19 protein-coding genes and 1 pseudogene are annotated in these 23,632 nt (G+C 39.0%); 16 read left to right on the top strand and 4 right to left on the bottom strand.

Going from position 1 to position 23,632, the window contains the following annotated elements:
* The first annotated feature begins 76 nt into the window (after positions 1-76).
* Together DCO44_RS04560 and DCO44_RS04555 are read left to right on the top strand one after the other, a co-directional pair.
* Positions 77-2,368, top strand: coding sequence for a fimbria/pilus outer membrane usher protein (locus DCO44_RS04560; protein WP_165815683.1), 2,292 nt, complete (start codon positions 77-79; stop codon positions 2,366-2,368).
* A complete protein-coding gene (locus tag DCO44_RS04555) occupies positions 2,359-3,372 on the top strand; it encodes a spore coat U domain-containing protein (protein ID WP_116759500.1) in 1,014 nt (337 codons plus the stop codon). Before DCO44_RS04560 ends, DCO44_RS04555 begins: the two co-directional genes overlap by 10 nt.
* Here DCO44_RS04555 and DCO44_RS04550 read toward each other — a convergent pair.
* Complete coding sequence (locus DCO44_RS04550; RefSeq protein ID WP_116759498.1) at positions 3,369-3,848, bottom strand: spore coat U domain-containing protein; 480 nt, start codon at positions 3,846-3,848, stop codon at positions 3,369-3,371. The genes DCO44_RS04555 and DCO44_RS04550 overlap by 4 nt on opposite strands.
* Before the next feature lie 261 nt (positions 3,849-4,109).
* On the opposite strand from DCO44_RS04550, the gene DCO44_RS04545 reads away from it, so the two are divergent.
* The 5 genes from DCO44_RS04545 to DCO44_RS04525 all read left to right on the top strand — a co-directional run bounded on the left by DCO44_RS04545 (position 4,110) and on the right by DCO44_RS04525 (position 7,661).
* Positions 4,110-4,853, top strand: a complete 744-nt coding sequence (locus DCO44_RS04545) for a HesA/MoeB/ThiF family protein (protein WP_116759705.1) — start codon at positions 4,110-4,112, stop codon at positions 4,851-4,853.
* Positions 4,854-4,901: 48 nt separating this feature from the next.
* Complete coding sequence (locus tag DCO44_RS04540; RefSeq protein WP_116759703.1) at positions 4,902-6,200, top strand: ABC1 kinase family protein; 1,299 nt, start codon at positions 4,902-4,904, stop codon at positions 6,198-6,200.
* An 81-nt stretch (positions 6,201-6,281) separates the two neighbouring features.
* Positions 6,282-6,662, top strand: coding sequence for a dihydroneopterin aldolase (gene folB, locus DCO44_RS04535; protein WP_116759496.1), 381 nt, complete (start codon positions 6,282-6,284; stop codon positions 6,660-6,662).
* Positions 6,619-7,068, top strand: coding sequence for a 2-amino-4-hydroxy-6-hydroxymethyldihydropteridine diphosphokinase (locus DCO44_RS04530; RefSeq protein ID WP_116759494.1), 450 nt, complete (start codon positions 6,619-6,621; stop codon positions 7,066-7,068). Before folB ends, DCO44_RS04530 begins: the two co-directional genes overlap by 44 nt.
* A gap of 65 nt (positions 7,069-7,133) precedes the next feature.
* Positions 7,134-7,661 (top strand): hypothetical protein, encoded by a 528-nt coding sequence (locus tag DCO44_RS04525; protein ID WP_116759492.1) that lies wholly within the window; start codon positions 7,134-7,136, stop codon positions 7,659-7,661.
* A 69-nt stretch (positions 7,662-7,730) separates the two neighbouring features.
* Here the strand turns inward: DCO44_RS04525 and coq7 are convergent, their stop codons facing one another.
* A complete protein-coding gene (gene coq7 / locus DCO44_RS04520) occupies positions 7,731-8,366 on the bottom strand; it encodes a 2-polyprenyl-3-methyl-6-methoxy-1,4-benzoquinone monooxygenase (RefSeq protein ID WP_104442025.1) in 636 nt (211 codons plus the stop codon).
* A 4-nt stretch (positions 8,367-8,370) separates the two neighbouring features.
* Entirely contained in the window at positions 8,371-9,690 is a 1,320-nt protein-coding gene (locus DCO44_RS04515) for an MFS transporter (protein ID WP_116759490.1), read from the bottom strand.
* A 201-nt stretch (positions 9,691-9,891) separates the two neighbouring features.
* On the opposite strand from DCO44_RS04515, the gene DCO44_RS04510 reads away from it, so the two are divergent.
* Positions 9,892-12,663 (top strand): autotransporter assembly complex protein TamA, encoded by a 2,772-nt coding sequence (locus tag DCO44_RS04510; protein WP_116759488.1) that lies wholly within the window; start codon positions 9,892-9,894, stop codon positions 12,661-12,663.
* A 32-nt stretch (positions 12,664-12,695) separates the two neighbouring features.
* Complete coding sequence (locus DCO44_RS04505; RefSeq protein WP_116759486.1) at positions 12,696-17,216, top strand: translocation/assembly module TamB domain-containing protein; 4,521 nt, start codon at positions 12,696-12,698, stop codon at positions 17,214-17,216.
* A 179-nt stretch (positions 17,217-17,395) separates the two neighbouring features.
* Here DCO44_RS04505 and DCO44_RS04500 read toward each other — a convergent pair whose 3' ends face one another.
* Complete coding sequence (locus tag DCO44_RS04500) at positions 17,396-17,632, bottom strand: hypothetical protein (protein ID WP_116759484.1); 237 nt, start codon at positions 17,630-17,632, stop codon at positions 17,396-17,398.
* A 280-nt stretch (positions 17,633-17,912) separates the two neighbouring features.
* Between DCO44_RS04500 and DCO44_RS16800 the strand changes: the two are divergent.
* From DCO44_RS16800 to DCO44_RS04470, 7 genes and pseudogenes are all read left to right on the top strand, one after another.
* A pseudogene (locus tag DCO44_RS16800) lies at positions 17,913-18,142 on the top strand (transposase); the annotation flags it as partial.
* A gap of 200 nt (positions 18,143-18,342) precedes the next feature.
* Entirely contained in the window at positions 18,343-18,546 is a 204-nt protein-coding gene (locus tag DCO44_RS04495; RefSeq protein ID WP_116759482.1) for a hypothetical protein, read from the top strand.
* 138 nt (positions 18,547-18,684) lie between these two features.
* On the top strand, positions 18,685-19,119 hold the full coding sequence (locus DCO44_RS04490; protein ID WP_116759480.1) for an I78 family peptidase inhibitor: 435 nt from the start codon (positions 18,685-18,687) through the stop codon (positions 19,117-19,119).
* Between the two features lie 111 nt (positions 19,120-19,230).
* Positions 19,231-19,590 (top strand): hypothetical protein, encoded by a 360-nt coding sequence (locus DCO44_RS04485; RefSeq protein ID WP_116759478.1) that lies wholly within the window; start codon positions 19,231-19,233, stop codon positions 19,588-19,590.
* A gap of 247 nt (positions 19,591-19,837) precedes the next feature.
* Positions 19,838-20,107, top strand: coding sequence for a hypothetical protein (locus tag DCO44_RS04480; RefSeq protein WP_116759476.1), 270 nt, complete (start codon positions 19,838-19,840; stop codon positions 20,105-20,107).
* A gap of 294 nt (positions 20,108-20,401) precedes the next feature.
* Positions 20,402-23,041: a bifunctional aconitate hydratase 2/2-methylisocitrate dehydratase gene (locus tag DCO44_RS04475; protein WP_116759474.1), complete on the top strand. Its 2,640-nt coding sequence runs from the start codon at positions 20,402-20,404 to the stop codon at positions 23,039-23,041.
* Between the two features lie 72 nt (positions 23,042-23,113).
* Positions 23,114-23,548 (top strand): ATP-binding protein, encoded by a 435-nt coding sequence (locus DCO44_RS04470; protein ID WP_116759472.1) that lies wholly within the window; start codon positions 23,114-23,116, stop codon positions 23,546-23,548.
* Positions 23,549-23,632: the final 84 nt, after the last annotated feature.

Below are 23,632 nucleotides of genomic sequence, written 5' to 3'. Positions count from 1 at the left end.
TGTTTACCGTCGTGCTCTATGTCGAGCACTGTTATGTACTTCTTCATTATATGTACAAGCCACTCTGGCAAATGAGATGCCTCAGCCTAGTTCCGATGTTGTTGATCAACAAGAACTCTATTTAAGTGTGGTATTGAATCAAGCATCTAGTTCAGTCTATGGACATTTTATTCAGACATCACAAGATTTGTTAATTTCTCGAGAAACACTACAAGAATTACAGTTAAGCATTCACGCTGCGGATGCTTTGGGTCACACAGGTTTTGTTGCTTTATCCCAAATTAAAGGGCTCAGTTATCACTATAATTCAGCAGAGCAGCATATTGACTTAACCGTACCTATGGAAGTTTTGCAGGCAAATACGACCTCAGGTTACGAGCAAATTCCCCCTGCCAAAGTCAATCCTACACAGATTAAGCCAGGTCTATTGTTTAATTATGATCTTTATTCTCAAGCCACTGAAGATGTCTGGTCTTTAAGTGGATGGAATGAATTGCGGTTATTTGGTGTGGGAACTGGCAATATATTCAGTATTTCTGCCAATCATGCTTATACAAAAACTAAAACGACCAATGAACTTTCAAGCCAAATTCTAGATATCTATTGGCAAAAAGATTTTGCTGATCAAGTAATTACTTTGACAGTAGGTGATAGCCAATCCCGTGCTTTAGAGTGGACACGTTCAACGCGTATTTCGGGAATAAAAATAGCTAAAAATTTTAATTTACAACCTTATCAAGTCACATCACCACTGGAATCCTTTAAGGGCTCGGTGCTTGTACCTTCGACTGTTGATTTATTAATTAATGGTATACAACAAAGCACCAGTGAGGTACTTCCTGGGCAATTTGATATACAAGCATCACCCTCTATAACTGGGGCAGGCAATGCGCAGCTTTTGATTACTGATTTGAATGGTCAGCAGCGCGTCGTGAATTTCTCATTGTTTGGAACTTCGCAATTGTTGCAAAAAGGCTTATCTGATTGGGAGGTTAATTTAGGGGTTAATAAACTTGATTATGCAGTTAAATCATTTAGTTATGGGGATGAACCTGTTGTCAATGCAACATTGCGACATGGTTTAAGCAATAATACGACTATTGAGAGTCATGCCGAATATTCAAGTGATGTTACTTTGGTGGGAGTAGGTATTTTGCATCGTTTGCCAAATAGTTGGGGTTTAATCAATGGGGCTTATAGCTCTAGTGAATTAAACCAAAAACTGGGGCAATCATATGCTATAGGTTATGAATGGAATAATCCTTATGTCAATTTTTCCCTGCAGCATCAACAAAGCGATGGAGATTTCGGTGATTTAGCAAGCGCTCTAGGTTATGGTTATGTTAAACAGTCAGATCACGCTTTTTTGGGTGTAAATACAGATTATGGTCAATTTGGTGGGAGCTATGTAGCACAAAAAAATCAGAATTCTGAAAATGAATATTTGGTTTTTAACTGGTCTTACTACTTTCCTTCAAAGAAATATTTAACTTTAAATATGACTCGAAATTTAAATGAACAAGAAAATACCTTCTTTATCTCTTTAAATATACCGCTAGATCGTCAAACCAATGCCACTTTAAATGCGCAACAGGACACAGATCAGAATAAGTTTTCTGCCAATATTCGTAAAACAGCAATACAGCATGAAGATGATTGGGGTTGGCAGTCGAACCTTGAATTTAGTGATAATAATAACTATAGCCTACAAGGGCAGATTCAGCGTGAAACACAGAGGGGTGAATGGGATGTCGGTTTACAAAGCGCTAAGATTAATACCGAAGACTATACCACGGTGGTCGGTTCTGCTCGAGGCAGTTTAGTGATGATGGAAAAGTCAGTGTTCCCAATGCGGCAATCGCTTAACTCTTTTGCTGTGGTTTCAACCGACGGTGTTTCGGATATTCCAGTTCGTTTAGAAAATCGAGTGGTAGGTAAAACCAATCGAAAGGGTTTAATGCTCATCGATACTTTAAATCCGTATCAGCATAATGATATTTCGATTGATACTTTAGATTTACCATTGGAATATAAAATTGAAACTACGCGTATAGATGCAGTGCCATATAACGCTAGCGGTGTGGTGATTCAATTTCCAATTTACAAAATGCGTGCTGTTCAATTGAGTGCAACTGATTTGCACGGTGTAGCATTAAAAATGGGCAGTCGTGTTTGGGTACAAGATACTTTGCCAGATTTGGCATCAACAGAACACACGATTGTGGGGCATGACGGGATGATTTATCTTGAGAACCCTTCATCTCAACAACTCTATGTTGAACAAGATGGAGAGGTTTGTAAGGTGGTTTTACCAGATTTTAGTCAACAATACGGCTTTCTGGATATGGGGAACGTACAATGTCGCTAAGTCTTTTCTTTCAAAAAGCAACAATTCGTGCATTTGGTTTATATGGTCTATTTGCTGTCATAATTATTGTTGGTGCGACATTGTTGAGCCCTTCAGCGCAAGCTGCTTCAGGAAGCTGCTGGTTGTCAGGTCCTGCCTTAAATTTTGGTTCCGTTTCGAGTAAAGGCAAAAGTAATTACACCAACTGGCAAGTCACATGTAATCAATATGGACATAAACAAACGGTGAATGTTGCATTGTGCCCATATGCAACAGCAGGTGGATTGGGTTTACTCAATAACAGACGCTTGATGGTTAATTATTCCACTTGGCCACAGAGTTACTTATCTTATGACCTGTTTTATGATGCTGCTTTAACAAAGCGTATTGATACTAAAGCTGATTTATCAACATTACAGTGCATTTATAAAACCATATCGGTCAATCAAAACAGCAAAGTCTTTGATTTGCCTTTATATGGACGGGTATATTCGGGTCAAAATGTGGCTGCTGGTAGTTTTAGGAATAATAATGATATTTCGGTCACGTTATTGTATGGCTTCAGCGAAGAGAAACAGCCAACTACAGAAGATGTGATGGCAAAACAATCCTCGAATAAAACCTCAAATAGCCTAAGTGTAACTGCTAACTATGAAAATAGTTGTAACCTAATGACAGCCTCAGATTTAAATTTTGGTCATATTGATGATTTATCTAAAGGTATTACGAGTAGTACAACAGTAAATCTGTCTTGCCCACTCAATACAACATGGAAAGTAGGCTTGGACCAAGGTTTAAATTATGATGGTAAAACTCGCCGTATGCGAAATGGTGCAGATTACATTGCCTATGAACTCTATCAAGACGTGACTTATAAGCAGCCTTGGAGTAGTACAAATACTTCACAGGGTGTGGGAACGAATGGAGCACAAACCATTCAGATATATGGAAAAGTCCCACAAAGTACATCGAGTGTTCCACCGGGTGAATATCAGGACACCATTACAGTAACCTTAACCTATTAATAGGTAATGACAGCAGTGACTTTGTCACTGTAAACCCCAGCGGGTACATCTGTATCGGATTGATTTATTGTGCCCCATACTGGTACGGTCTGGGTACGACCAGTGCCAGTGTTGCGATAAGCATTTTGAGTTTCAGCTCCCCAAAGGGTTGTACGATTGGCATCTTGATAAAGGTTGTAAGGAATGCTCATGTTATTTACCTCTGTTGAGGTCATTTTTCGTTGACTTTGTAGAGCGATATTATAAGGCGTACCTTGTGTACAAGTTACAGCAAGGTGAGTACTTTTCTTATTGGGATTCGATGCACGACTGACTGTACCAAAATCTAAGTCTGTTCCATTTCCTGTTGTGACATTACACATCTCTTTAATGGTAATGCTGACATTAAATGAAGTCGAGTCTTGTTGCGCTGCATAAATATAGACAGATGCGGCGGCCAAAGTACATGCGAAAAAGGCAGAATAATACAATTTCATAAAGTGCGACTTTTATACATTTATACGTTTTATTCCAGCATACCTGAAATATATAAATTCGTCTGAAGTTAAATTATGTAACTGTTCATATTCTAACTCAATGGTGCTTAGTGGACGGAAGAAATCACATATTCAGTGTGATAATACTTAGTCGCCAAAGCCAAGTTATCCCTTATAATCGCCCAGTAGTTATATAAAACTCTCAACGGAAGAACAGTGAACTTGGTATCTGAGAATGATCTGGAATTAACAGACGAAGAAATGCATTTATATAGCCGACAGATCTTGTTGGACGGTTGGGATTTAGAGGCGCAAGAAAAACTAAAATTAGCCAATGTTCTGATTGTAGGGTGTGGTGGAATTGGCTGTACGGTTGCAGAGTTATTGGCACGTGCAGGGGTCGGTAAAATTACCCTAATTGATGCAGACCATATTGAAATGAGTAATTTGCAGCGGCAAATTGCATTTACTCAATTGGATATTGGTTTTTATAAAGCTGAGATTTTGGCGAAACGTTTAGCTCAAATTAATCCGCATATTCGGGTGGAACATCATGTTGCCAAACTCGATGAAACCAATGCCGTATCATTGGTCAGCAAACAAGATTTAGTGCTCGATGGTTGTGATAATTTCACCACGCGTTATTTGGTTAACCAAATTTGTAAACAGCAGAATGTTGCCTTGATTAGTGCATCAGCCATTGGTTTTCAAGGGCAATTATTCATGGTGGAGGGGGATTCGGCTTGTTACAACTGTCTGTTCCCTAAAGAGCAGCATGACAATGAAAGTCTACGCTGTGCAGATTCGGGCGTACTTTCGACTACACCGAATGTGATGGCCAGTTTACAAGCGCATCATGCTTTATTGTATTTAGGGCTAAACCGTATGCCATTACTGCAAAAACTGTTGCTCTGGGATGGTTTAAGTATGAAACAGCGAATTTTGGCATTTGAGAAAGATCAAAATTGTCCAGACTGTCAGGCAAGATCATCCTTAAAGCGGTAATTTTTTGCTAAACTCTGTGCTATGCATTTTTAACCAAATTTAAATATGATGAAAAATAATATCTGGCTAGATGGACTGCGTTCCGTTGCCCGTATGGGGGAAACCGCAGTTGTTGCGGCAAAGGCGGGCTTTAAATACGCCACTGAGAAGCCCAGTAATGCCAAGCTAATGCGTGAAACCTTTGAAGATTTAGGTTCGACTTATATTAAATTAGGTCAATTTATTGCAAGTACCCCTTCGTTATTTCCACGTGAATTTGTCGAGGAATTTCAAGGCTGTCTAGATCAGACACCGTCCTTACCGTTTAGTTATGTTCAACAGGTTTTGGCTTCTGAGTTTGCTGGTCGTAATTTAGATGAAATCTTTGCTTCAATTGAGGAAAAGCCACTAGCTTCAGCATCAATTGCACAAGTACATGCCGCAAAGTTGGTCACAGGGGAAGATGTTGTACTCAAGATTCAAAAACCAGGTGTAGAAACGATTCTATATACCGACTTGAATGTATTGCATTGGGCGACCAAAATTTTAGAAAAGGCTGTACCCAAAGTTAAATTTGCTTCGTTAGCAGACATTGTTGATGAAATTAAAACGCGGATGGTACGCGAAGTTGACTTTATTGAAGAAGCGCAAAATATTGATGATTTCGTCAATTATCTAAATGCGACCAATAACAAAGCGGCAACTGCACCAAAGGTTTATCATCAGTTTTCAACCCGCCGTGTCTTGACGATGCAACGTTTATTCGGCGTCCCTTTGACTGATTTTGAAGTGGTAAAAAAATACTCTAAAGATCCATCGCAAGTGCTTATTACAGCAATGAACACTTGGTTTGGTAGTCTCATGATGTGTAATAGCTTCCATGCAGATTTGCATGCAGGTAATTTAATGCTGCTTGAAGATGGACGTATTGGTTTTATTGATTTTGGTATTGTGGGGCAATTAAAACCTGAGGTTTGGACAGCCTGTATGGCATTTATGGATGCACTACAAAGAACAAACTATACGCTGATGGCTGAAAGTATGCTTGGAATGGGTATGACAGATGTCGCTATTGATACTCAGGTTTTAGCTGCAGATTTAGAGCGCTTGTTTAGTGGTGTGTTATTGGCAGACCCACAAGAAATTTTGAGTTCAAATCCTGCGGACTTAAATGACATTATGATGGACATGGTTGCTGTTGGTGAGCGTCATGGTATTCGCTTCCCGCGTGATTTTGCCTTATTGTTCAAACAAATGCTGTATTTCGATCGATTTATGCGCGTCCTAGCACCTTATACCGATATTTATGCAGACCAGCGTTTGCAAATGGTGCAAACTATTGATCCAAGTTTGATGTTGAAAAATTAATATTCAATTTCTACTCTGCTATTCATGGTTAAAATGCAATGTGCCTAAGCCATGAATAGTTTGAAATTTAAGGATCATATTATGGATGCGATAGTCATTGAAGGCTTAAAGGTGAATACTGTGGTGGGTTGCTTCAGTTGGGAGCGACAGATCGTTCAACCTTTAATGTTAGATTTGATGATTCATACCAATTTAGAGGTAGCAGCCAGTTCGGATGAACTTGAAGACACATTAAATTATGCTGAAATTTGTAGCATTTCCGCCGAAGTCATTCAAAAGGCTCAGCCTAAATTAATTGAACATGCTGCAAAATTGGTACTTAATGCGCTTTTTTCTACCTATCCTGCGATAGAATCGATTAAAATTACGATTCGTAAGCCTGCCATTATTGCAGAAGCTAATTCTGTAGGAATTCGTATTGAACGCCACCGAAACGATTTACGCCTTAGCACTGGCGAGTAATCTAAATCCCCAGCAAAATTTTCGTTATGCCTATCATCAGATATGTGAGCTTGGTACGGTTGAGTTTTCCAAAATTTATGTGATTCCATGCCGTGATGCTGTGGGGGCCGATTATTGGAATGCAGCTTGCCTATTACATTCAAAATTAAACCTTGAGCAAATTATTGCACAATTAAAGCAATGGGAAGCTGATACAGGTCGTGTTCGTCCATCTCATCAAATATCATTGGATGTTGATCTCATTGCATGGGGAATGTCGTTAGGGCTGATGCAATTTAATCCTAAAAAAATGCCTTTAGCACTCGATGTGAAAATTCCGATGGCGGATGTGTGGTCACATCCAAGTTTTGCAGACTCAAAGCATCATTTTCCTACAGTGAAATGCCTTGAGGTTGTTAACATATAAAAACGAGGCTGTTTCATTGACTATTTAAAAATGAACATTGAAACAGCTATAAGAGATTCGCTGTTATGAAAATTCATCTTTTTCTATGTACACTGCTGAGTGGTCTAGTTGTGGGATGTAGTTCAACTGCTCCCATTGAAAATACAGAAACACCATCACCACCGATTTCTACAACAAATTTGGCTGGTGACGAAACGATGCTGCATGCGCTCAAACAAGCTGTCTATTTGTCTCTTCAGGAGCAGCCTTTATATCAGTACGCATTCTATGATTTGAATCAAGATGGTATTCAAGATGCGGTTGTGATGTTGAAAGGTGCAAACTGGTGTGGTTCAGGCGGATGTACAGTATTGGTTTTTCAGGGCATGAGTCGTGAGAAATTTCAACCCCACAGTAAAATGACCGTAACTGATGTACCTATTGTGGTTTTAAATAGCAAGACACAAGGTTGGTCAGATTTGTCAGTTTATTCACGTGGTTCAGGACAAGTCATTCTAAAATTTAATGGTCGAAGTTATCCAAGTAACCCGTCACTTGAACCCAAATATACAGGTAATTTACAACAGACTGGAAACAGGGTTTTGATTCAATAACCAAATTTGAAAATGTAAAAAGCAGTGTCATTTGGCACTGCTTTTTTACTGCAAAATATATTGAGTCGGTTAAATAAAATAACTGGTTTTAGTCATAAGTTTTGAAATGGCGGTCATCGTCATGCGAACAGGCATAGGCAAATCCACACCACCAGCATTGAGCGCTGTATCACGATGATGCAGCTCATCTTCATTCATTTGTTCTAGAATTTTACGAGAACGGTTATCTTGAGCAGGAAGTTGACTGATATGATGTTGTAAGTGCAGGCTCACTTGGCGTTCAGTTTCAGCCACAAAACCTAGACTGTATTTGTCACCAGCAATACCAGCCAGTGCGCCCATCCCAAAAGACAAGCTATACCAGATTGGATTGAGTAAACTGGTGTGGCTATCGAGTTCTTTTAAGCGGTCTTCACACCATGCTAAATGATCTTGCTCTTCAAGAGCCGCCTTTTCCATTTCACGGCGGACATTCGGCAGTTTAGCTGTGAGAGCTTGCCCATGATATAACGCTTGAGCACAGACTTCACCACTATGGTTGACACGCATAAGTCCTGCCACATGACGTGCTTCACTTACAGCCAATTGCGTTTCTTCAGGAACAGCGGGATTTTCTCGCTGAGCTGCTGTCGTCCCTGGAACGAGACTACGAAGTGCTTGGTCAAAAGAGTTAATGAGCTTATCAATGCCCGTATAGTGACGCATAGGGTTAATCCTCTAAAGAGACTTGAGCTGTGTTGAGTAGTGGTTTTAAACGAACCAATAGCCAAATGCTAAATATTGCACTCAGTACAGCGGTAATGCAGAACAGTATTTTAATATCAATTTTTAAAATACTTAAAATGATAATGGAAAAAATAGCTGAGCTAACCATAAACACAGCATTTAATATGTTATTTGCAGCAACAACACGTGCACGGTGTGAGCGAGGTGAATAGGCTTGCATCATGGCATACAGTGGCACAATGTAAAAACCTCCGCTAATTCCAAGCAGAGTAACCGCTAACATCACGTGGTAATAACTCCAACCTTGTTGGAATATATCAGCAAGATGTAGAAGTTCACCAGTTCGAACTGGAACAAAAGCGAGACTGGCAGCCAAATATAAAGCAAATACAGTTAAACCAATTGCGCCCATCGGAACCATTTTTAAATTAACTTCTGTGCCACCAATTCTGCGACATAACAATGAACCAATACCGATTCCTACAGAGAAAAAAGTCAGTAGAAGACTGACGACATTTTCAGATGCATGCAAATTTTGCTGCGTTAGTTGTGGGATTTGGGTTAAATAGGTTGCTCCATAAAACCAATACCAAGAGTTACCTAATAGCACCAAATAAATGAGCGGAATGCTTTTTGCATACTTTAATGTTTGAAAACTGGTTCTGAAAAAGTTCCAATCAATCTTTAAATCAGGCGTAGTGACATTCTGTTTCAGAATAAAACGACTAGAGAGGTAACCTAAAATAGCAATCGTAACGATGGTCAGGCTAATCCAGAATAAATTACCATCCGAAGCAGAAATGACTGCTCCACCCAAAATCATACCAATCAAGATCGCCATTGAAGTACCTGATTGGAATAGGGCATTCCCTGACATTAACTCATTGGGTTTTAAAATTTCAGGCAAGATTGCATATTTAATAGGGCCAAAAAAGGTTGAGTGCGTGCCCATGAGAAAAAGAGCGAGTAACAATAACCATAAATGTCCAAGTAAAAATCCGGCACTACCAATCAGCATGATGATAATTTCAAGAATTTTAATACCACGCACCAAGCGCGCACGTTCATATTTGTCCGCAATTTGACCTGCTGTAGCTGAAAAGATGAAGTACGGCAGAATAAACAACAGCGCTGCAAGGTTGTTTAATGTGCTCACACTGGCACTTTGTTGGTTAATCCATCCGTATGTAATCACCAACAATAAGGCTTGTTTATAAACATTGTCGTTTAATGCACCTAAAAACTGAGTCATAAACATCGGTAAAAAACGACGAGTGCTTAAAAGATGTTCTTTTTTTTCCATGACAATGTGAACTTCATAAAGTTTTATTAAGAAATGTGAGCATCTGGTAAAATAGCCATGAAAATCATGTATGATATTTTAATCCTATGCTGCGGTGAAAAAATCAATAAAATTGAGTTCTTTAGCCAGTGTAAATTTTAAACTTTTCATTACAAATACGAAGGGCTGTTGATTAGACCCATCATGAGTTTAGAGTATTCTATGCTTGTAAAAACCAATTTTAAAAAGTCGGCTTTAACCCTAAGTATGAACTCTATCTTGGAGTTGAATCATACCAATAAAAGTTTGTGTTTGAGCGCTTTTTTAATGTTTTTTGCCCAACATGGCTTCGCTCAAGAGATGAGTGTGGTACAACCTGAAAATGCAGCCACATCCCATATTGAGCAGGCGGCTAAAGATGAGCTGAATGCACAAATTCAAGCAGAAGCACAGACGCAGAATTTAAGCCGAGCTGAGCAACTTACAAAAGTTGAAAACGACCAAAATAAAGTTTCAGCGCCCGATAGTTATGCAATGTTGCAACATCAAGTGCAGCATAGCGATCAAATTGATACCTTTAAGCCAATTACCTTTGATGATTTGGAGGAGCTGCCTGAAATACCAGTCGATCAGGGTATGGCAAATGAAATTTATAATGTAGCCAAAGAAGCAAAAACTGAAGCCGAAAGATATCGTGCGGGTCAGACACAAGAAGTAGTAATACGTAATCCGACACCGCAAGAGCTCACAGAAATTAATCAAGCGCCTGTAAACGTCGATCAATTAATGAATCGTATTCAGGCGGACAGCCAAATTGTCGTAGAGGCCAATGAGTCGGGTAAAACATTGCCAGAGTTGGGCTTAGTCACTGAACCAGTCGTAGAAGAAGAAAAAAGCTTTTTTAAACGTTGGTATTACAAACTAAGACCCTCTAAAAATGATTTAGAGACAGCCAAAGTACCTCGGATTAAAGCTGAGGTCATTATTGTTGATGCACAAAATACGAATCCAGATTTACCAGACAAAGAATATCAACAGGCACTTTTAAATTTAAAGAATAACGTGGGTGCGAAGCTGTCTAGCTTTACGCAAGAATCCTATGGTGATTTTAATGCAGCCTTGCCACAATTAAAAAGCTTATCGAATTTGTCGGCGCAGGCTGTAGGCTTTTATCAAGCTGAGTTTAAGTTTGAGAAGACCAGCGAAAGCCGTGTTAAAGTCAGTATTAAACCCAATATGCCCGTCTTGGTTGATAATCAAAATATTGAATTTAGTGGTGTTGGTGCAAATAACCCTCAATTCCAAGTCATTAGTGTGTTACCTGATTTAGACATTGGCGACGTATTAAATCACGGGTTGTATGAAAGTACGAAAAAGCGAATTGTAGATGCCGCTTCAAACAATGGTTACTTTGATGCCTATTGGCGATTGCATGATGTGAAAGTTGCACAGCCTCAAAATTTGGCAGACATTAATTTGCGTTTCGAAACGGGCGAGCGTTATCAATTAGCTGGCGCAGAATTCCGCATGAGTGATCCTGCTAAGCCATTTCCACTAGATATGGACATCTTGAAAATGATGGTGCCATGGGAAGATGGTGCCGATTATGCTTTATGGCGTGTGAATACTTTGGCAAATAACTTGACCAACTCACGTTATTTTAACTACACCTTAGTTGATGCAGTACGACCTGACTTAGTTGAAGTGCCTTTAGAACTTCCGCCAGATTTACAGGCGTTAGTCGATCAAGAAAAAATTGCAAGTAGTAAACTGCAAGCTCAAGATCAAAACGACGTAAACTCTGCAAAGGAAGTGACACAATCTGTTGTAGATGAAGATCAATTTGCTGGGACAAATGAAAAGGAAATGGATCCTGAAATTAAACAGCAAAGAGTAGCTCAAGAGTCACGGGTGGAAGAAGAAGAACGGCTGAAAATACAAGCACGCGATGAGAAAAAAGTGCCTGTTATTGTGACTTTAAACGCAGACCGATTAAATAATGCTGAAGTTGGTGCAGGATGGGGTTCTGATACAGGTGCGCGATTAAGAACAACCTATCGTCGTGCTATTGTAAACCGTAGAGGCCACTCATTTGATGCGAACTTAGAGTTATCTAAAGTTCGGCAAGCAGTTGATACGCGCTATAACATTCCTTATAACCATCCGCTAAATGATTACATTAGTCTGGTGGGGGGATACGAACGTGAAGAACGAGATGATGTTGCGCAAGGTAATAGTTTAACTATCGAATCTGCGGTTGTCGGAGCAGATCGTATTATTAAGCGTTCTATGGGCAATTGGCAGCATACCTTTGGTTTACGTTATCGATTAGACCGCTTAAGCCAGAATGGTGTAGTGGATGAAAGTGATATTCCTGATGCATTTTTAGCAAGTTCGGATACAGAGCAACAATCGTTGTTGGTAGGTTATGAAGCTTCACGCGTAGATTCAGATAAGCGGGTAAATCCAACCAAGGGCTTTCGACAAATTTATAAAGTAGAAGTTGGAAGTGAAGCGCTTTTATCTGATGCAAATATGGCGATATTAAATGCAGGCTGGCGATTCATTTATTCATTAGGTGAAAATAATGACCATCAGTTTATAGGTCGTAGTGATCTAGGCTATATCGTGACTGAAGACTTTAATAAAATTCCTTATAATCTTCGGTATTTTGCGGGTGGAGATCAATCTATTCGTGGTTTTGACTATAAGAGTTTAACGCCCGAAGTGGATGGTTATAAAATTGGGGGGCAAGCTTTAGCAGTTGGTTCACTCGAATATAACTATCAATTTAAAGACGGATGGCGTGCAGCATTATTCAGTGACTTTGGTAATGCTTATGATAAAGATTTTAGTAACGATACAGAATATAGCGTTGGTGTCGGTATTCGTTGGGCATCTCCGATTGGGGCTTTACGTATAGATGTTGCGTCGGGGATTTCGGATGAAGACCATCCAATTCGCGTGCATTTCTTTATTGGTTCACCACTTTAAAATTTAAACTTAATTTTGTACTTGAGAAGGTTATGGCTGAAGTAGAACAGCAAAAACAAGAATTACCCGAATCACCATTGCCTAAAAAGCGTCGTGTTATGAGGAGTGTGCTTTTAACGCTGCTTCTTTTGGTGATTTTGCTTGTATCTGCTTTCGCTATCATGTTTTCGACCGACAAAGGAAGTAAGTTTCTTCTGAATCGTGTGTTGGAACGTCAACATATTATTCATTATGAATATGAAGGTGGTAATCTTTTAAAAGGTATTATTTTAAAAAATATTTTGGTGACCTTATCTGCGGTTGATGTAAAGATTGATCGTGCAGAAGTGACTTTAGGGTGGAGAGCTTTAGTACATAAAGAAGTTCATCTATATAATGCTGATGTCCGTAATTTACAGGTCATCACCAAAACACCACCGAGTAATGAGCCTTTTCAGTTTAAAGAAATTCGATTGCCATTTACCCTCCGTTTAGATCATGTCGATGTCGATCATTTATTGATTAAAACACATGCGGCCTCTGTGAATTTTAAAGATATTGAGTTAAATGAAGCGCTTTGGTCCAACACTAAATTAGAGTTTGAAGACTCTAGGGCAGATATGGGCTATCTAGCCATTAAAAATGCGACTGGGAACATGGATTTTCAGGGTAAATATCCATTACATGCCAAGGCAATCGTGAATATTCCAGCATTAAATCATAGTTTAAATGTTCACGATATTCAGGTTGTAGCGAAAGGAAGTTTGGATACGATTACAGCTGGATTTGCGACGAATACACCTGATTTACTTTCAGGTTGGGGGGTCGTGCATCCCGTTCGTAGTCATGTCCCAATGTTTGGACAATTAAAGTTCGAAAATTATCACTGGCCATTACTGACCGATCAAAAATTATTTACTCAAGCAGGTGTTCTTCGTTATCAAGGGGATATACAACGTCTCAATCTTGGATTATCGACTGATTTAACAGGACAGAATCTTCCAAAAGGCAAATATACTGCGGTCATGCATACTGACTTGGCGCATCAACTGAATATTGACCAGTTTAATGGTCAAGTGATGAATGGCACAGTTAATGCCAAAGGTCTAGTCAGTTGGGAAAGGCATGTACATTGGGATGTACAGGGACGTTTAAGTAAAATTAACCCTAAAGATAAGTTAATTCCTCAAGTAGTTAAAGATTTCTTACCACCAAGCCTTGATGCCAAAATTGCGTCGACTGGTCGCTTAGAAAAAGGGTTACATCTGACAGGTTTGGTTGATTTTGATCAATATGAAACTTGGAATTTAAAATTAAATCAGAATGAAGCGAAACCGAAACAGCCTCAACCCATGTTGCTTGATGTTGCATGGAAAAATATTGATCGTGCGATGCCTTATATTGGGTGGTTAAAAAGTGATTCAGGTGATGTTCAAATTCGCTTAGTCGAAGGTCAGCAAAATCTAGTGGTTTCTTCGGCGATTGGTCAGCATGAATCAGCTTTACTTCCAGCGGGTCAATATAAAGCGCAACTCGATATTAAGAAAAATATATTGAAAGTGCCAAGTTTCAGTTATGTTGCCAATAAAGGGAGTTTGAGTGGGCAAGCCAATGTAATTTTGCCTACAGATAAAACCCAATTGAAATGGGATGCTAAGCTTAAGGCTCAAGATTTCAACCCACAAACTGTTGTTGCCGCTGCACCAGTCGATTTAGTCAATGGTCAAATACAGGCGAGTGGATATGCAAAACCGAATCAACATATTATTGAGCTTAAAGCAATTAATCTGGTTGGGCATTTACCACAACAGGCTCAACAAGAAACAGTGCAGCTCACTGGTAAAAGTACCGTAGCGGTTCTTTTCCATGATGTTAAAGCCGGTGGTGGCTTCAAAAGCTTCGCTGTAAATTACGATGGTGCCTTAAAATCGAGCAAGATTAAAGAAAGTAGTGGGTTGTTAAAAGTCAAAGTTTCTGGCACACCACTACTTCTAAAAATTGATCAATTTCAACATGATGGCGCGGCAGGTGAAATTCTTGCACAAGGTAAAGTCGATTTAAGTAAGGGCATTGGCTGGAATATTAATGCGTCTCTGGTTCGTTTTAAACCACAGTATTTTGTCTCCACGGTTCGTGGTGAAATATCTGGTATTGTGCAAACGGAAGGTTTTTGGTCTGATGCACTTAAACGTATAAACATTCAGAAATTAAATGTAGCAGGCTATATTAATAATAAAGCTGTGCGTGGTACAGGTAATTTGGCTTTGGTTTTAAATAACACCCAAAAAGGCTTTTTACCACAGCAATTTGAAGCCAATAATTTATATATGTCTTATGCAAACAACCAAATTCAAGCGACAGGCAATGCACAAAATTTAAGACTTAAAATTAATGCACCTGCATTATACGAACTGTATGGTGGCTTAAGAGGTAGAGCTTACGGCTATCTTAATATACAGTCACAACCGCGGTTACAGGCAACGGCAAATCTTGCAGTTGATAATTTTAGAGTAGGTAATATTCTCAGTATGCAAAAATTACGCGTACAAGGTCAGTTACCAACTTCTGAAATTACACCAACATTGCTTAAAGCTGAAATGACAAATTTACGAAGTGGCAATAGAGAAATACAACAAGGTGTGGTTTCACTTGCTGGTACAAGAAAAGCACATGTATTAAAGGTTCAAGGTAACAACCGATTTAGTAATTTTTATGTACAGCTTGCAGGTGGGTTTAATGGTAATAACTCATGGTTAGGTCAGATTCAAAAAGGTGATTTTGACTCAGTCCGCGTTCGTTTAGTACAACGTCAGAATGCTTCGGTGGTGTTCAATCAAAATACGACAGAATTATTTGTTGGAGCACATTGTTGGGCAAGTCAGCAAAGTGAATTATGTTTCGATCAACCCATCCGAATCAGTAAGGCCAAAGGCAATATCTCTTTTGTGACCAAAAACCTTGACTTAAACGACTTCGCTGCATTTATGCCAGAAGGTTTAGCAATTACAGGAAAGGCCAATGGTTATGCAAAAGCAGCTTGGGCGCAAGGCAGTAAACCTAAAATCGATGCGCGAATGGTATCGCGTCAAGGCATAATTGGAATTGCTGCTGAGGATCCTCAAGATACAGCATCTTCATTGAGATATGATGAAATTTCAGTGAATGCGAAAAGTGTTGCGCAAGGACTACAGCTTCGTTTAGATGTAAAAGCACCTGAAATTGGTACGGGTTATACCAATGTAATTATCGACCCTTTCAAAGCAAATAAGCCTATACAAGGTGAGATTGCGTTTAATGAAGTGCAGCTAAAAGTCTTTAAACCATTTATAAAAGATATCCGTACTTTAAGTGGAACACTTTCTTTTGCAGGGAAAATTGGTGGTGAACTTTTGGAACCACGCTTAACAGGCGAAATGCGTTTAAAAGATGGTGTGATCAGTATGATTTCACTACCTGTCAATTTAACCAATGTTCAAGTTTATTCTTCCATTCGTAATGACCATGCCATTATTAATGGAGCATTTAATAGTGGTCAGGGGGTTGGTTTACTTACAGGAAATGTGGACTGGAAAAATGAGCCACGTATTCAATTACATTTAAAAGGCGATAATCTATTAATTCGTCAAGCTCCACTGATCACTGCACTTGTTACGCCTGATTTTAGTCTGGATGTTATGCCTTTCCAGAAAAAATTAGTATTAAAAGGTGAGGTTGACGTTCCGCGTGCGTTAATCTCGATGCCTGAATCTTCTGCCCCTGTAGTGGATGTTTCTTCTGATGTTCGAATCGTACAAGAGGGACAAGATCAGTTGGCAATCTTAAAGTCCGCACGTCCTTGGGATATTAAAGCGGATGTGATGATTAATTTAGGCAAACAAGTTGTCTTCCAAGGCTTTAATAGTCGAATTCCATTGGTTGGACGCTTATATTTATCACAACGTGGTGTTGAAACAGCAATGCGAGCGAATGGTGCGATAGGTGTAAGTCAGAAGGTTAAAATCGAAGCATACGGACAAAGTCTCGATTTAAATCGTGCAATTGCACGTTTTAATGGCCCTTTGTCCAATCCAACCTTGGATGTCGATACCAATAAAATCATACAAGGAACCATCGTCGGAGTACGTGTTACGGGTACAGCAAGCAATCCAAATATTCAAGTTTACAATGACGGTAGTTTGACTGAACAAGAAGCCATGAATGCATTGATTACAGGGCGTATTAATGAGGGTGCGAATAATATTAATCAGACTGAAACATTTAAGTCTGATGTAAATAACACCATCGCAGCAGCTGGAATTAGTATGGGCTTGGGTGGAACAAGAGCCTTTACCAATCAATTGGGACAATCCTTTGGTTTAAGCGGTTTGGCACTAGATGCTCAAGGTACAGGTGATGATACTCAAGTGAGTGTAACGGGGTATCTTACGCCAGATCTGTATATTCGTTATGGTGTCGGTGTGTTTACGCCAGTCAACAAATTAACATTACGTTATCAAATCAATCAAAAATTGTATTTGGAAGCGAGCCAGTCAGTCGATCGTGCTGTAGATTTCTTCTATAACTGGCGTTTCTAAGCAATGGGAATTTTGTTGTAATGTATTGTTTTTAAAGATTTTATTTGGGTGGTGGTCTGCATTAAAAATGTTGATGTAGATTATATGCAGACTGTTGAGTGATTTCAGATTGAATATACAGAGGTCTAATGTGTAGATTTAGTCTGAAATGAAACTCAACAAGTCTATTGATGTCCTACTTATTGAGAAGCATCTTCGCCGTTATGAGTTGGATGTTGAGATTCAGTGGCTGAATGTTCTGCAGTGCTTGTTGGTTGTTGGATAACTTTGGGTTCGCGGTTAGGCATATACTCTGGATCGCTTGACATCGCTAAATATAAAAAAGAAAAAAAGATGGTCGTGATAATTCCAACAATAATAATAAATTTCCAACCCAATACTGTTGATTCGGTGTCGTTAGAAGAAGATGTTTTCATAAAAAGCCCAAATGGGAAAAAGGCTATGTATAACACAAAGCTAGTGCTAGGTGATAACTGGTTGAAAAAATAATTTATGTCTTTTAGTTTGATCCCAATACTTAATGTTAGTCGAGCCAAAAGAAAGAAAAGGACGAAATAAAACCTATTAAGGGCTGTTTAATGTAACTATACGAATCATTACAGGATGTATTTAAAGTTTCATTCGTATTTACAGATTAACTCTGAATATCAGTGATATTCGAATACAATAATAATCGGCAATTGGTAAAATCATTATGATATTACGATTAGCTATCAAAAAAGTAATAACAGTTTTCATCTACTTATTGATAGTACAGGTTTAAAATACCTGAGCGAGGGGGAGGGGAAACATAACAAGCATCAGTCGTAATGTCGCTTCTCATGGAGTAAATTACATATAATGGGTGCAGGAATCTTTCAAATATATAAGTTTAAGCTCACTACAAATAATGTTAGTTTGATTCAGAAGTAGTCAGAGATTTAATACATTCTTTTTAAAAATCTAGCTTCCACTACGACCTTTATATTTTAACGAGCTTCGAAAAAGTATTTCCATCGTACTTGAGGTGATTCATCTGGATCAAGAAAACCTATAGATAACAGACACTAGATATCTAAAACCAATTAAACCATATGAAAAGTAGGTGTATAGTGATTGGACTTGCTAATTTTGAGCGATAATCACCATGCCAATCAAATTTGTACTGCGTTTTGCAGCGATTTTATTTTCTGTTTTAATCTTGGCGGCAATAGCTATTCAATTTTTCTTCAATCCTGACTATACCGTGATCTTTTGGATCTTCTCTGTACCTTTCATTTTGGGTATACCAATTTTAGCTTCTGTAGTTTTAACGAAAAATGAAGAACTTGATATTTATTCAGTGAATTAAAGTTGTTGTATAAAAGAAGTTTTAAGCATAAGAAGCTCATCATTTGATGGGCTTTTTTGATGGATATTTAGCAAAAAATGCACAGTTTGTTTTCAATATTTTTGTTATGTTAATCTTTTATTTAAAGAAATATCCTTTATGAAAAAAATCGTGATGCTTGGACTGATTATGGCGGCTTTGTCGGGTTGTAGCACCGCACAAAAGAGTGAAACTGTAAGACCAAACGTTGGTATGGCAAATCCTGCAAGTACTTTTTGTGTTGAACAAAATGGGAAATTAGAAATTAGAAAAGAAGCGAATGGTGAGGTTGGGTACTGTCATTTACCTAATGGGCAGATTGTTGAAGAGTGGGAGTTTTTCCGTGCAAATCAGGCAAAATGTGTACCTGAACAAGCGGCGGCTTTGGTTGGGCAGAGTGGCTTGACCGAGGCGCAAATTAAACAAAAAACGAGTGCACATATCGTACGTTTAGTTCAACCAGATCAACCTGTGACGATGGATTATCGTGAAGACCGTGTTACGGTTACGATTAATCCGAAAGACAATAAAGTGGTTCAAGCGAGTTGTGGTTAATTTGTTCAGTGAAATAAGCCCAAATCAGGGCTTTTTTCACATTTGCAGCTCGTAATAGTTCTTCATTTTAAAAAGTTTGACTATCATAGAGCGCAAAATTGGAGAGTATGCATGAAAAAAGTTTATTTTTTGGCTATTGTGGCAGCATTAGCTGGATGTTCTGAAAAGAAGCCATTAACGCCTGAAGAACAATGGCATGGTTACTGTACCAGTATGGGCAATGCTGCACGTTCAATTATGCTTGATCGTCAAAGTGCTATTGAAAAAGATAAAGCCATAGAACACGCGAATAAAATTGATGATGAATTTACCAAAAAGTTCATTTTGGGGATTATTGAACAAGTCTATGCCTTGCCAGAAGAGCAAATTAAACAAGATAAAGACGCAGCACGTGAGCAAATTAAGGCACAAACTACAGAGAAATGTTTGGTCACACCACACGATAAATTGCCAGAGTATAAGCAGTTTTAAATGAGCTATAACGGATAAAATACAATCCTTCCTGAAAATTTAAATGCAAAATGTAGCCTTGTGTAATAGTGATACAAGGCTTTTTTGCTTGGGTAGGTTATCCATATAACAAAATAGGTTTATTTATGATCAATAAAATAGCCTAAGCATATTTAAAATATATGATGAATGAGATTTGAAGATATAGAAAACGATCAATTTTTAAACAATAATGAAGGCAGAATAATAAAAACCAATGAGGTGAGAGATGGAAGTCGTTGGCTATTTAAATCACGCAGATTTACTTTTACAAGATGAAACACATTGTATGATCATCGCGGGGAGTCATTGTGTGCTTAGTCTTGGCGATAGAGTTTATATACAACACTCAATTGATATAGATCTAAAGCTCTATGCTGTAAAAATTTCATTTATTGGCACACAGCATCTTATGCTGCATGAGGATGAAGTTCAGGTCAAATTTGAAGGGGATAAATCTGCCTTGGTGGAGTATTTACGAGAAACCACTGTCCACTAAGGTTGAATATTTATCTGGAGTAAAAAAAGGCAACATAAGTTGCCTTTTTTGTTTTTGAATGGCAGTTCAAAGTTAATGTGAAAAAAGTCCAAACGATCTGACTGGATTGTTGTTTTTATGTGCAATTGATATGAGCATCATTTAGTTAGAAAATAATGGGCATCACGAAGAAACACTTGTAGCGCATTAACTTTTAACTGGAATTTTAGTAAAATCAAGCAGTCCATATTATTTGCGTAGCTTTATTTAAAGCAGGAATGCGTAAATAATTTTTTAAAAAAGAGGAATAACACCGTGCTAGAAGCTTACCGCCAACACGTTGCAGAACGTGCCGCACTCGGAGTCCCACCGAAGCCACTTGATGATGCTCAAACAGCTGCATTAGTTGAATTATTAAAAAACCCACCAGCTGGCGAAGAAGCATTTTTAGTTGATTTACTAGAAAACCGTGTTCCAGCGGGTGTTGACCAAGCTGCATACGTTAAAGCTGCTTTCTTAGCTGCTTTGGCTAAAGGCGAAGCGACCTCTCCATTAGTTTCTAAAGAACGTGCGGTTTACTTACTTGGTACTATGCTTGGTGGTTATAACGTTGCTCCTTTAGTTACTCTTCTTGATGATGCTGCACTTGCTGAATTAGCGGCCGAAGCATTGAAGAAAACTCTTCTTGTATTTGATGCGTTCCATGACGTTGCAGACAAAGCAAAAGCAGGTAATGCGAATGCACAAGCAGTTATGCAATCTTGGGCTGACGCTGAATGGTTCACTAGCCGTAAAGATGTTCCAACTGAAATCAAACTTACTGTTTTCAAAGTAACTGGCGAAACCAACACAGACGACTTGTCACCTGCACAAGACGCATGGAGCCGTCCAGACATTCCATTGCACGCAAATGCAATGTTGAAAAACGTACGTGACGGTATCAATCCAGAAGTTCCTGGTGAAGTTGGCCCATTAAACCAAATTAAAGACTTAATCGCGAAAGGCAATCAAGTTGCTTACGTCGGTGACGTTGTTGGTACTGGTTCAAGCCGTAAATCAGCAACGAACTCTGTACTTTGGTTCTTCGGTGATGAAATTGCTCACATCCCGAACAAAAAAGACGGTGGTTACTGCTTAGGTTCTAAAATCGCTCCGATTTTCTTCAACACAATGGAAGATGCTGGCGCGTTGCCAATCGAAATTGATGTTGCAAACATGAACATGGGCGATGAAATCGTTCTTAACATTGATCATGCTGCTGCAAAAGTAACTGCAACTAAAGACGGTGCAGTAATTGCTGAAGCTGAATTAAAAACTCCAGTACTTCTAGACGAAGTACGTGCGGGTGGTCGTATCAACTTAATCGTTGGTCGTGGTTTGACCACTAAAGCGCGTGAAGCTTTAGGTCTTGCTCCATCTACTTTATTCCGTACTCCAGTTCAACCTGCTCCTACTGGTAAAGGTTTCACTCAAGCACAGAAAATGGTTGGTCGCGCATGTGGTCTTCCAGAAGGTCAAGGCGTACTTCCAGGTACTTACTGTGAACCTAAGATGACGACTGTTGGTTCGCAAGATACCACTGGTCCAATGACTCGTGACGAATTGAAAGACTTGGCTTGCCTAGGTTTCTCTGCTGACCTTGTTATGCAATCTTTCTGTCACACAGCTGCGTATCCAAAACCAGTTGACGTTCAAATGCAGCACACGCTTCCTGATTTCATCATGAACCGTGGCGGTGTATCTTTACGCCCAGGTGACGGTATTATTCACTCTTGGTTAAACCGTATGCTTCTTCCAGATACAGTTGGTACTGGTGGTGACTCACATACTCGTTTCCCAATTGGTATTTCATTCCCTGCGGGTTCTGGTCTTGTAGCGTTCGCTGCTGCGACTGGTGTTATGCCACTGGATATGCCTGAGTCTGTACTTGTTAAGTTCAAAGGTAAAATGCAACCTGGTATCACACTACGTGACCTTGTACATGCAATTCCTTACGTTGCGATTCAGCAAGGTGACTTAACTGTAGAGAAGAAAGGTAAGAAAAACATCTTCTCTGGTCGTATCCTTGAGATTGACTTAACAGAAATGGAAACTGACCTCACTGTTGAGCAAGCATTCGAACTTTCTGATGCATCTGCTGAACGTTCTGCTGCGGGTTGTTCTATCACGCTTTCTGAAGAGAAAGTTGCTGAATACCTGAAATCAAACATCACAATGTTGAAGTGGATGATTTCTGAAGGTTATGGCGATGCGCGTACTATGGCTCGTCGTGTTGAGAACATGGAAAAATGGTTAGCAAACCCATCACTTCTTAAAGCTGATGCTGACGCTGAATACACGAAAGTGTATGAAATTGACCTTGCGACAATTACTGAACCAGTTCTTTGCTGCCCGAATGACCCAGATGACGCTAAATTGCTTTCTGACGTTCAAGGCGTGAAAATTGACGAAGTATTCGTTGGTTCATGTATGACGAACATCGGTCACTTCCGCGCAACTGGTAAGTTGTTAGAGAAAGTTCCTGGTGGTGTACTTTCAACTCGTTTGTGGATTGCTCCACCTACGCGTATGGACGAACGTCAATTGATGGAAGAAGGTTTCTACAATACTTATGGCAAAGCTGGCGCGCGTACTGAAATGCCAGGTTGTTCATTATGTATGGGTAACCAAGCACGTGTAGCTCCGAACACAACGTGTGTATCGACTTCTACTCGTAACTTCCCGAACCGTTTAGGTCAAGGTGCGAACGTTTACTTAGCATCTGCTGAACTTGCGTCTGTTGCTGCTGTACTTGGTAAATTACCAACTCCAGAAGAATACCAACAGTATGCAGCTCAGATTGATAGCATGTCTGCTGACATCTACCAATACTTAAGCTTCGACAAAATGGGCGACTATACTGACGCTGCTGCGAATGTTGATACCAAGAAAATTGCTGCTGCTCAGTTGACTTAATTATTTGATAATTAAGTAATAAGTAGTATAAGATAAGGGCTGAGTAATCAGCCCTTATTTTTTGAGTTTATAATGTTTGAAAAGAAAAAATCTATTAATTTAATCTCAAAAGAGCAAGCTGTAGAGCTATGCGAACGTCAAGAAAATGATTTTTTTGATTTGAAAAGTAAAAGAGCAAAGGCTAGTGTGATTGAAGAGATAACAGTTGCTTTTGCTAATAGTGAGGGTGGTGAAGTTATTGTTGGTATTGAAGATAAAAAAGTTTGTGAAGATTCGTATAAGCGTTGGGCAGGACATGATTCAATTGAATCATATAACGAGATAATTCATGCATTAAGCCGATTGGATCCAGTAATAGATTTTGATTATTGGTATCTAAGTGTGGAAGGCTCTTATGGAAATTATATTTTATATCTAAAAGTTCATACTGATCATAATGTACATGAAACATCATCAAAGGAGGTTTTTGTAAGAAAGAATGCTGGAAATATTAGACAACTTGCATAACTCATAAACCGAACAATCATTTGCTGTAATTCTGCACCGACATTTTTTGATATTTCATGCATAATTTATGCATGAAATATATTG

The sequence above is a fragment of the Acinetobacter sp. AM genome (assembly GCF_003105055.1).
GTDB classification, from domain to species: Bacteria; Pseudomonadota; Gammaproteobacteria; order Pseudomonadales; family Moraxellaceae; genus Acinetobacter; species Acinetobacter tibetensis.
This window is presented reverse-complemented; position numbering and strand designations above follow the sequence as displayed.

Bases quoted from the DNA above. Each gene is read 5' to 3' on its own strand.
- DCO44_RS04560 (WP_165815683.1), top strand. From the start codon at position 77: ATGCCTCAGCCTAGTTCCGATGTTGTTGATCAACAAGAACTCTATTTA.
- DCO44_RS04555 (WP_116759500.1), top strand. From the start codon at position 2,359: ATGTCGCTAAGTCTTTTCTTTCAAAAAGCAACAATTCGTGCATTTGGT.
- DCO44_RS04550 (WP_116759498.1), bottom strand. From the start codon at position 3,848: ATGAAATTGTATTATTCTGCCTTTTTCGCATGTACTTTGGCCGCCGCA.
- DCO44_RS04545 (WP_116759705.1), top strand. From the start codon at position 4,110: ATGCATTTATATAGCCGACAGATCTTGTTGGACGGTTGGGATTTAGAG.
- DCO44_RS04540 (WP_116759703.1), top strand. From the start codon at position 4,902: ATGAAAAATAATATCTGGCTAGATGGACTGCGTTCCGTTGCCCGTATG.
- folB (WP_116759496.1), top strand. From the start codon at position 6,282: ATGGATGCGATAGTCATTGAAGGCTTAAAGGTGAATACTGTGGTGGGT.
- DCO44_RS04525 (WP_116759492.1), top strand. From the start codon at position 7,134: ATGAAAATTCATCTTTTTCTATGTACACTGCTGAGTGGTCTAGTTGTG.
- coq7 (WP_104442025.1), bottom strand. From the start codon at position 8,366: ATGCGTCACTATACGGGCATTGATAAGCTCATTAACTCTTTTGACCAA.
- DCO44_RS04515 (WP_116759490.1), bottom strand. From the start codon at position 9,690: ATGGAAAAAAAAGAACATCTTTTAAGCACTCGTCGTTTTTTACCGATG.
- DCO44_RS04510 (WP_116759488.1), top strand. From the start codon at position 9,892: ATGCTTGTAAAAACCAATTTTAAAAAGTCGGCTTTAACCCTAAGTATG.
- DCO44_RS04505 (WP_116759486.1), top strand. From the start codon at position 12,696: ATGGCTGAAGTAGAACAGCAAAAACAAGAATTACCCGAATCACCATTG.
- DCO44_RS04500 (WP_116759484.1), bottom strand. From the start codon at position 17,632: ATGAAAACATCTTCTTCTAACGACACCGAATCAACAGTATTGGGTTGG.
- DCO44_RS04495 (WP_116759482.1), top strand. From the start codon at position 18,343: ATGCCAATCAAATTTGTACTGCGTTTTGCAGCGATTTTATTTTCTGTT.
- DCO44_RS04490 (WP_116759480.1), top strand. From the start codon at position 18,685: ATGAAAAAAATCGTGATGCTTGGACTGATTATGGCGGCTTTGTCGGGT.
- DCO44_RS04485 (WP_116759478.1), top strand. From the start codon at position 19,231: ATGAAAAAAGTTTATTTTTTGGCTATTGTGGCAGCATTAGCTGGATGT.
- DCO44_RS04480 (WP_116759476.1), top strand. From the start codon at position 19,838: ATGGAAGTCGTTGGCTATTTAAATCACGCAGATTTACTTTTACAAGAT.
- DCO44_RS04470 (WP_116759472.1), top strand. From the start codon at position 23,114: ATGTTTGAAAAGAAAAAATCTATTAATTTAATCTCAAAAGAGCAAGCT.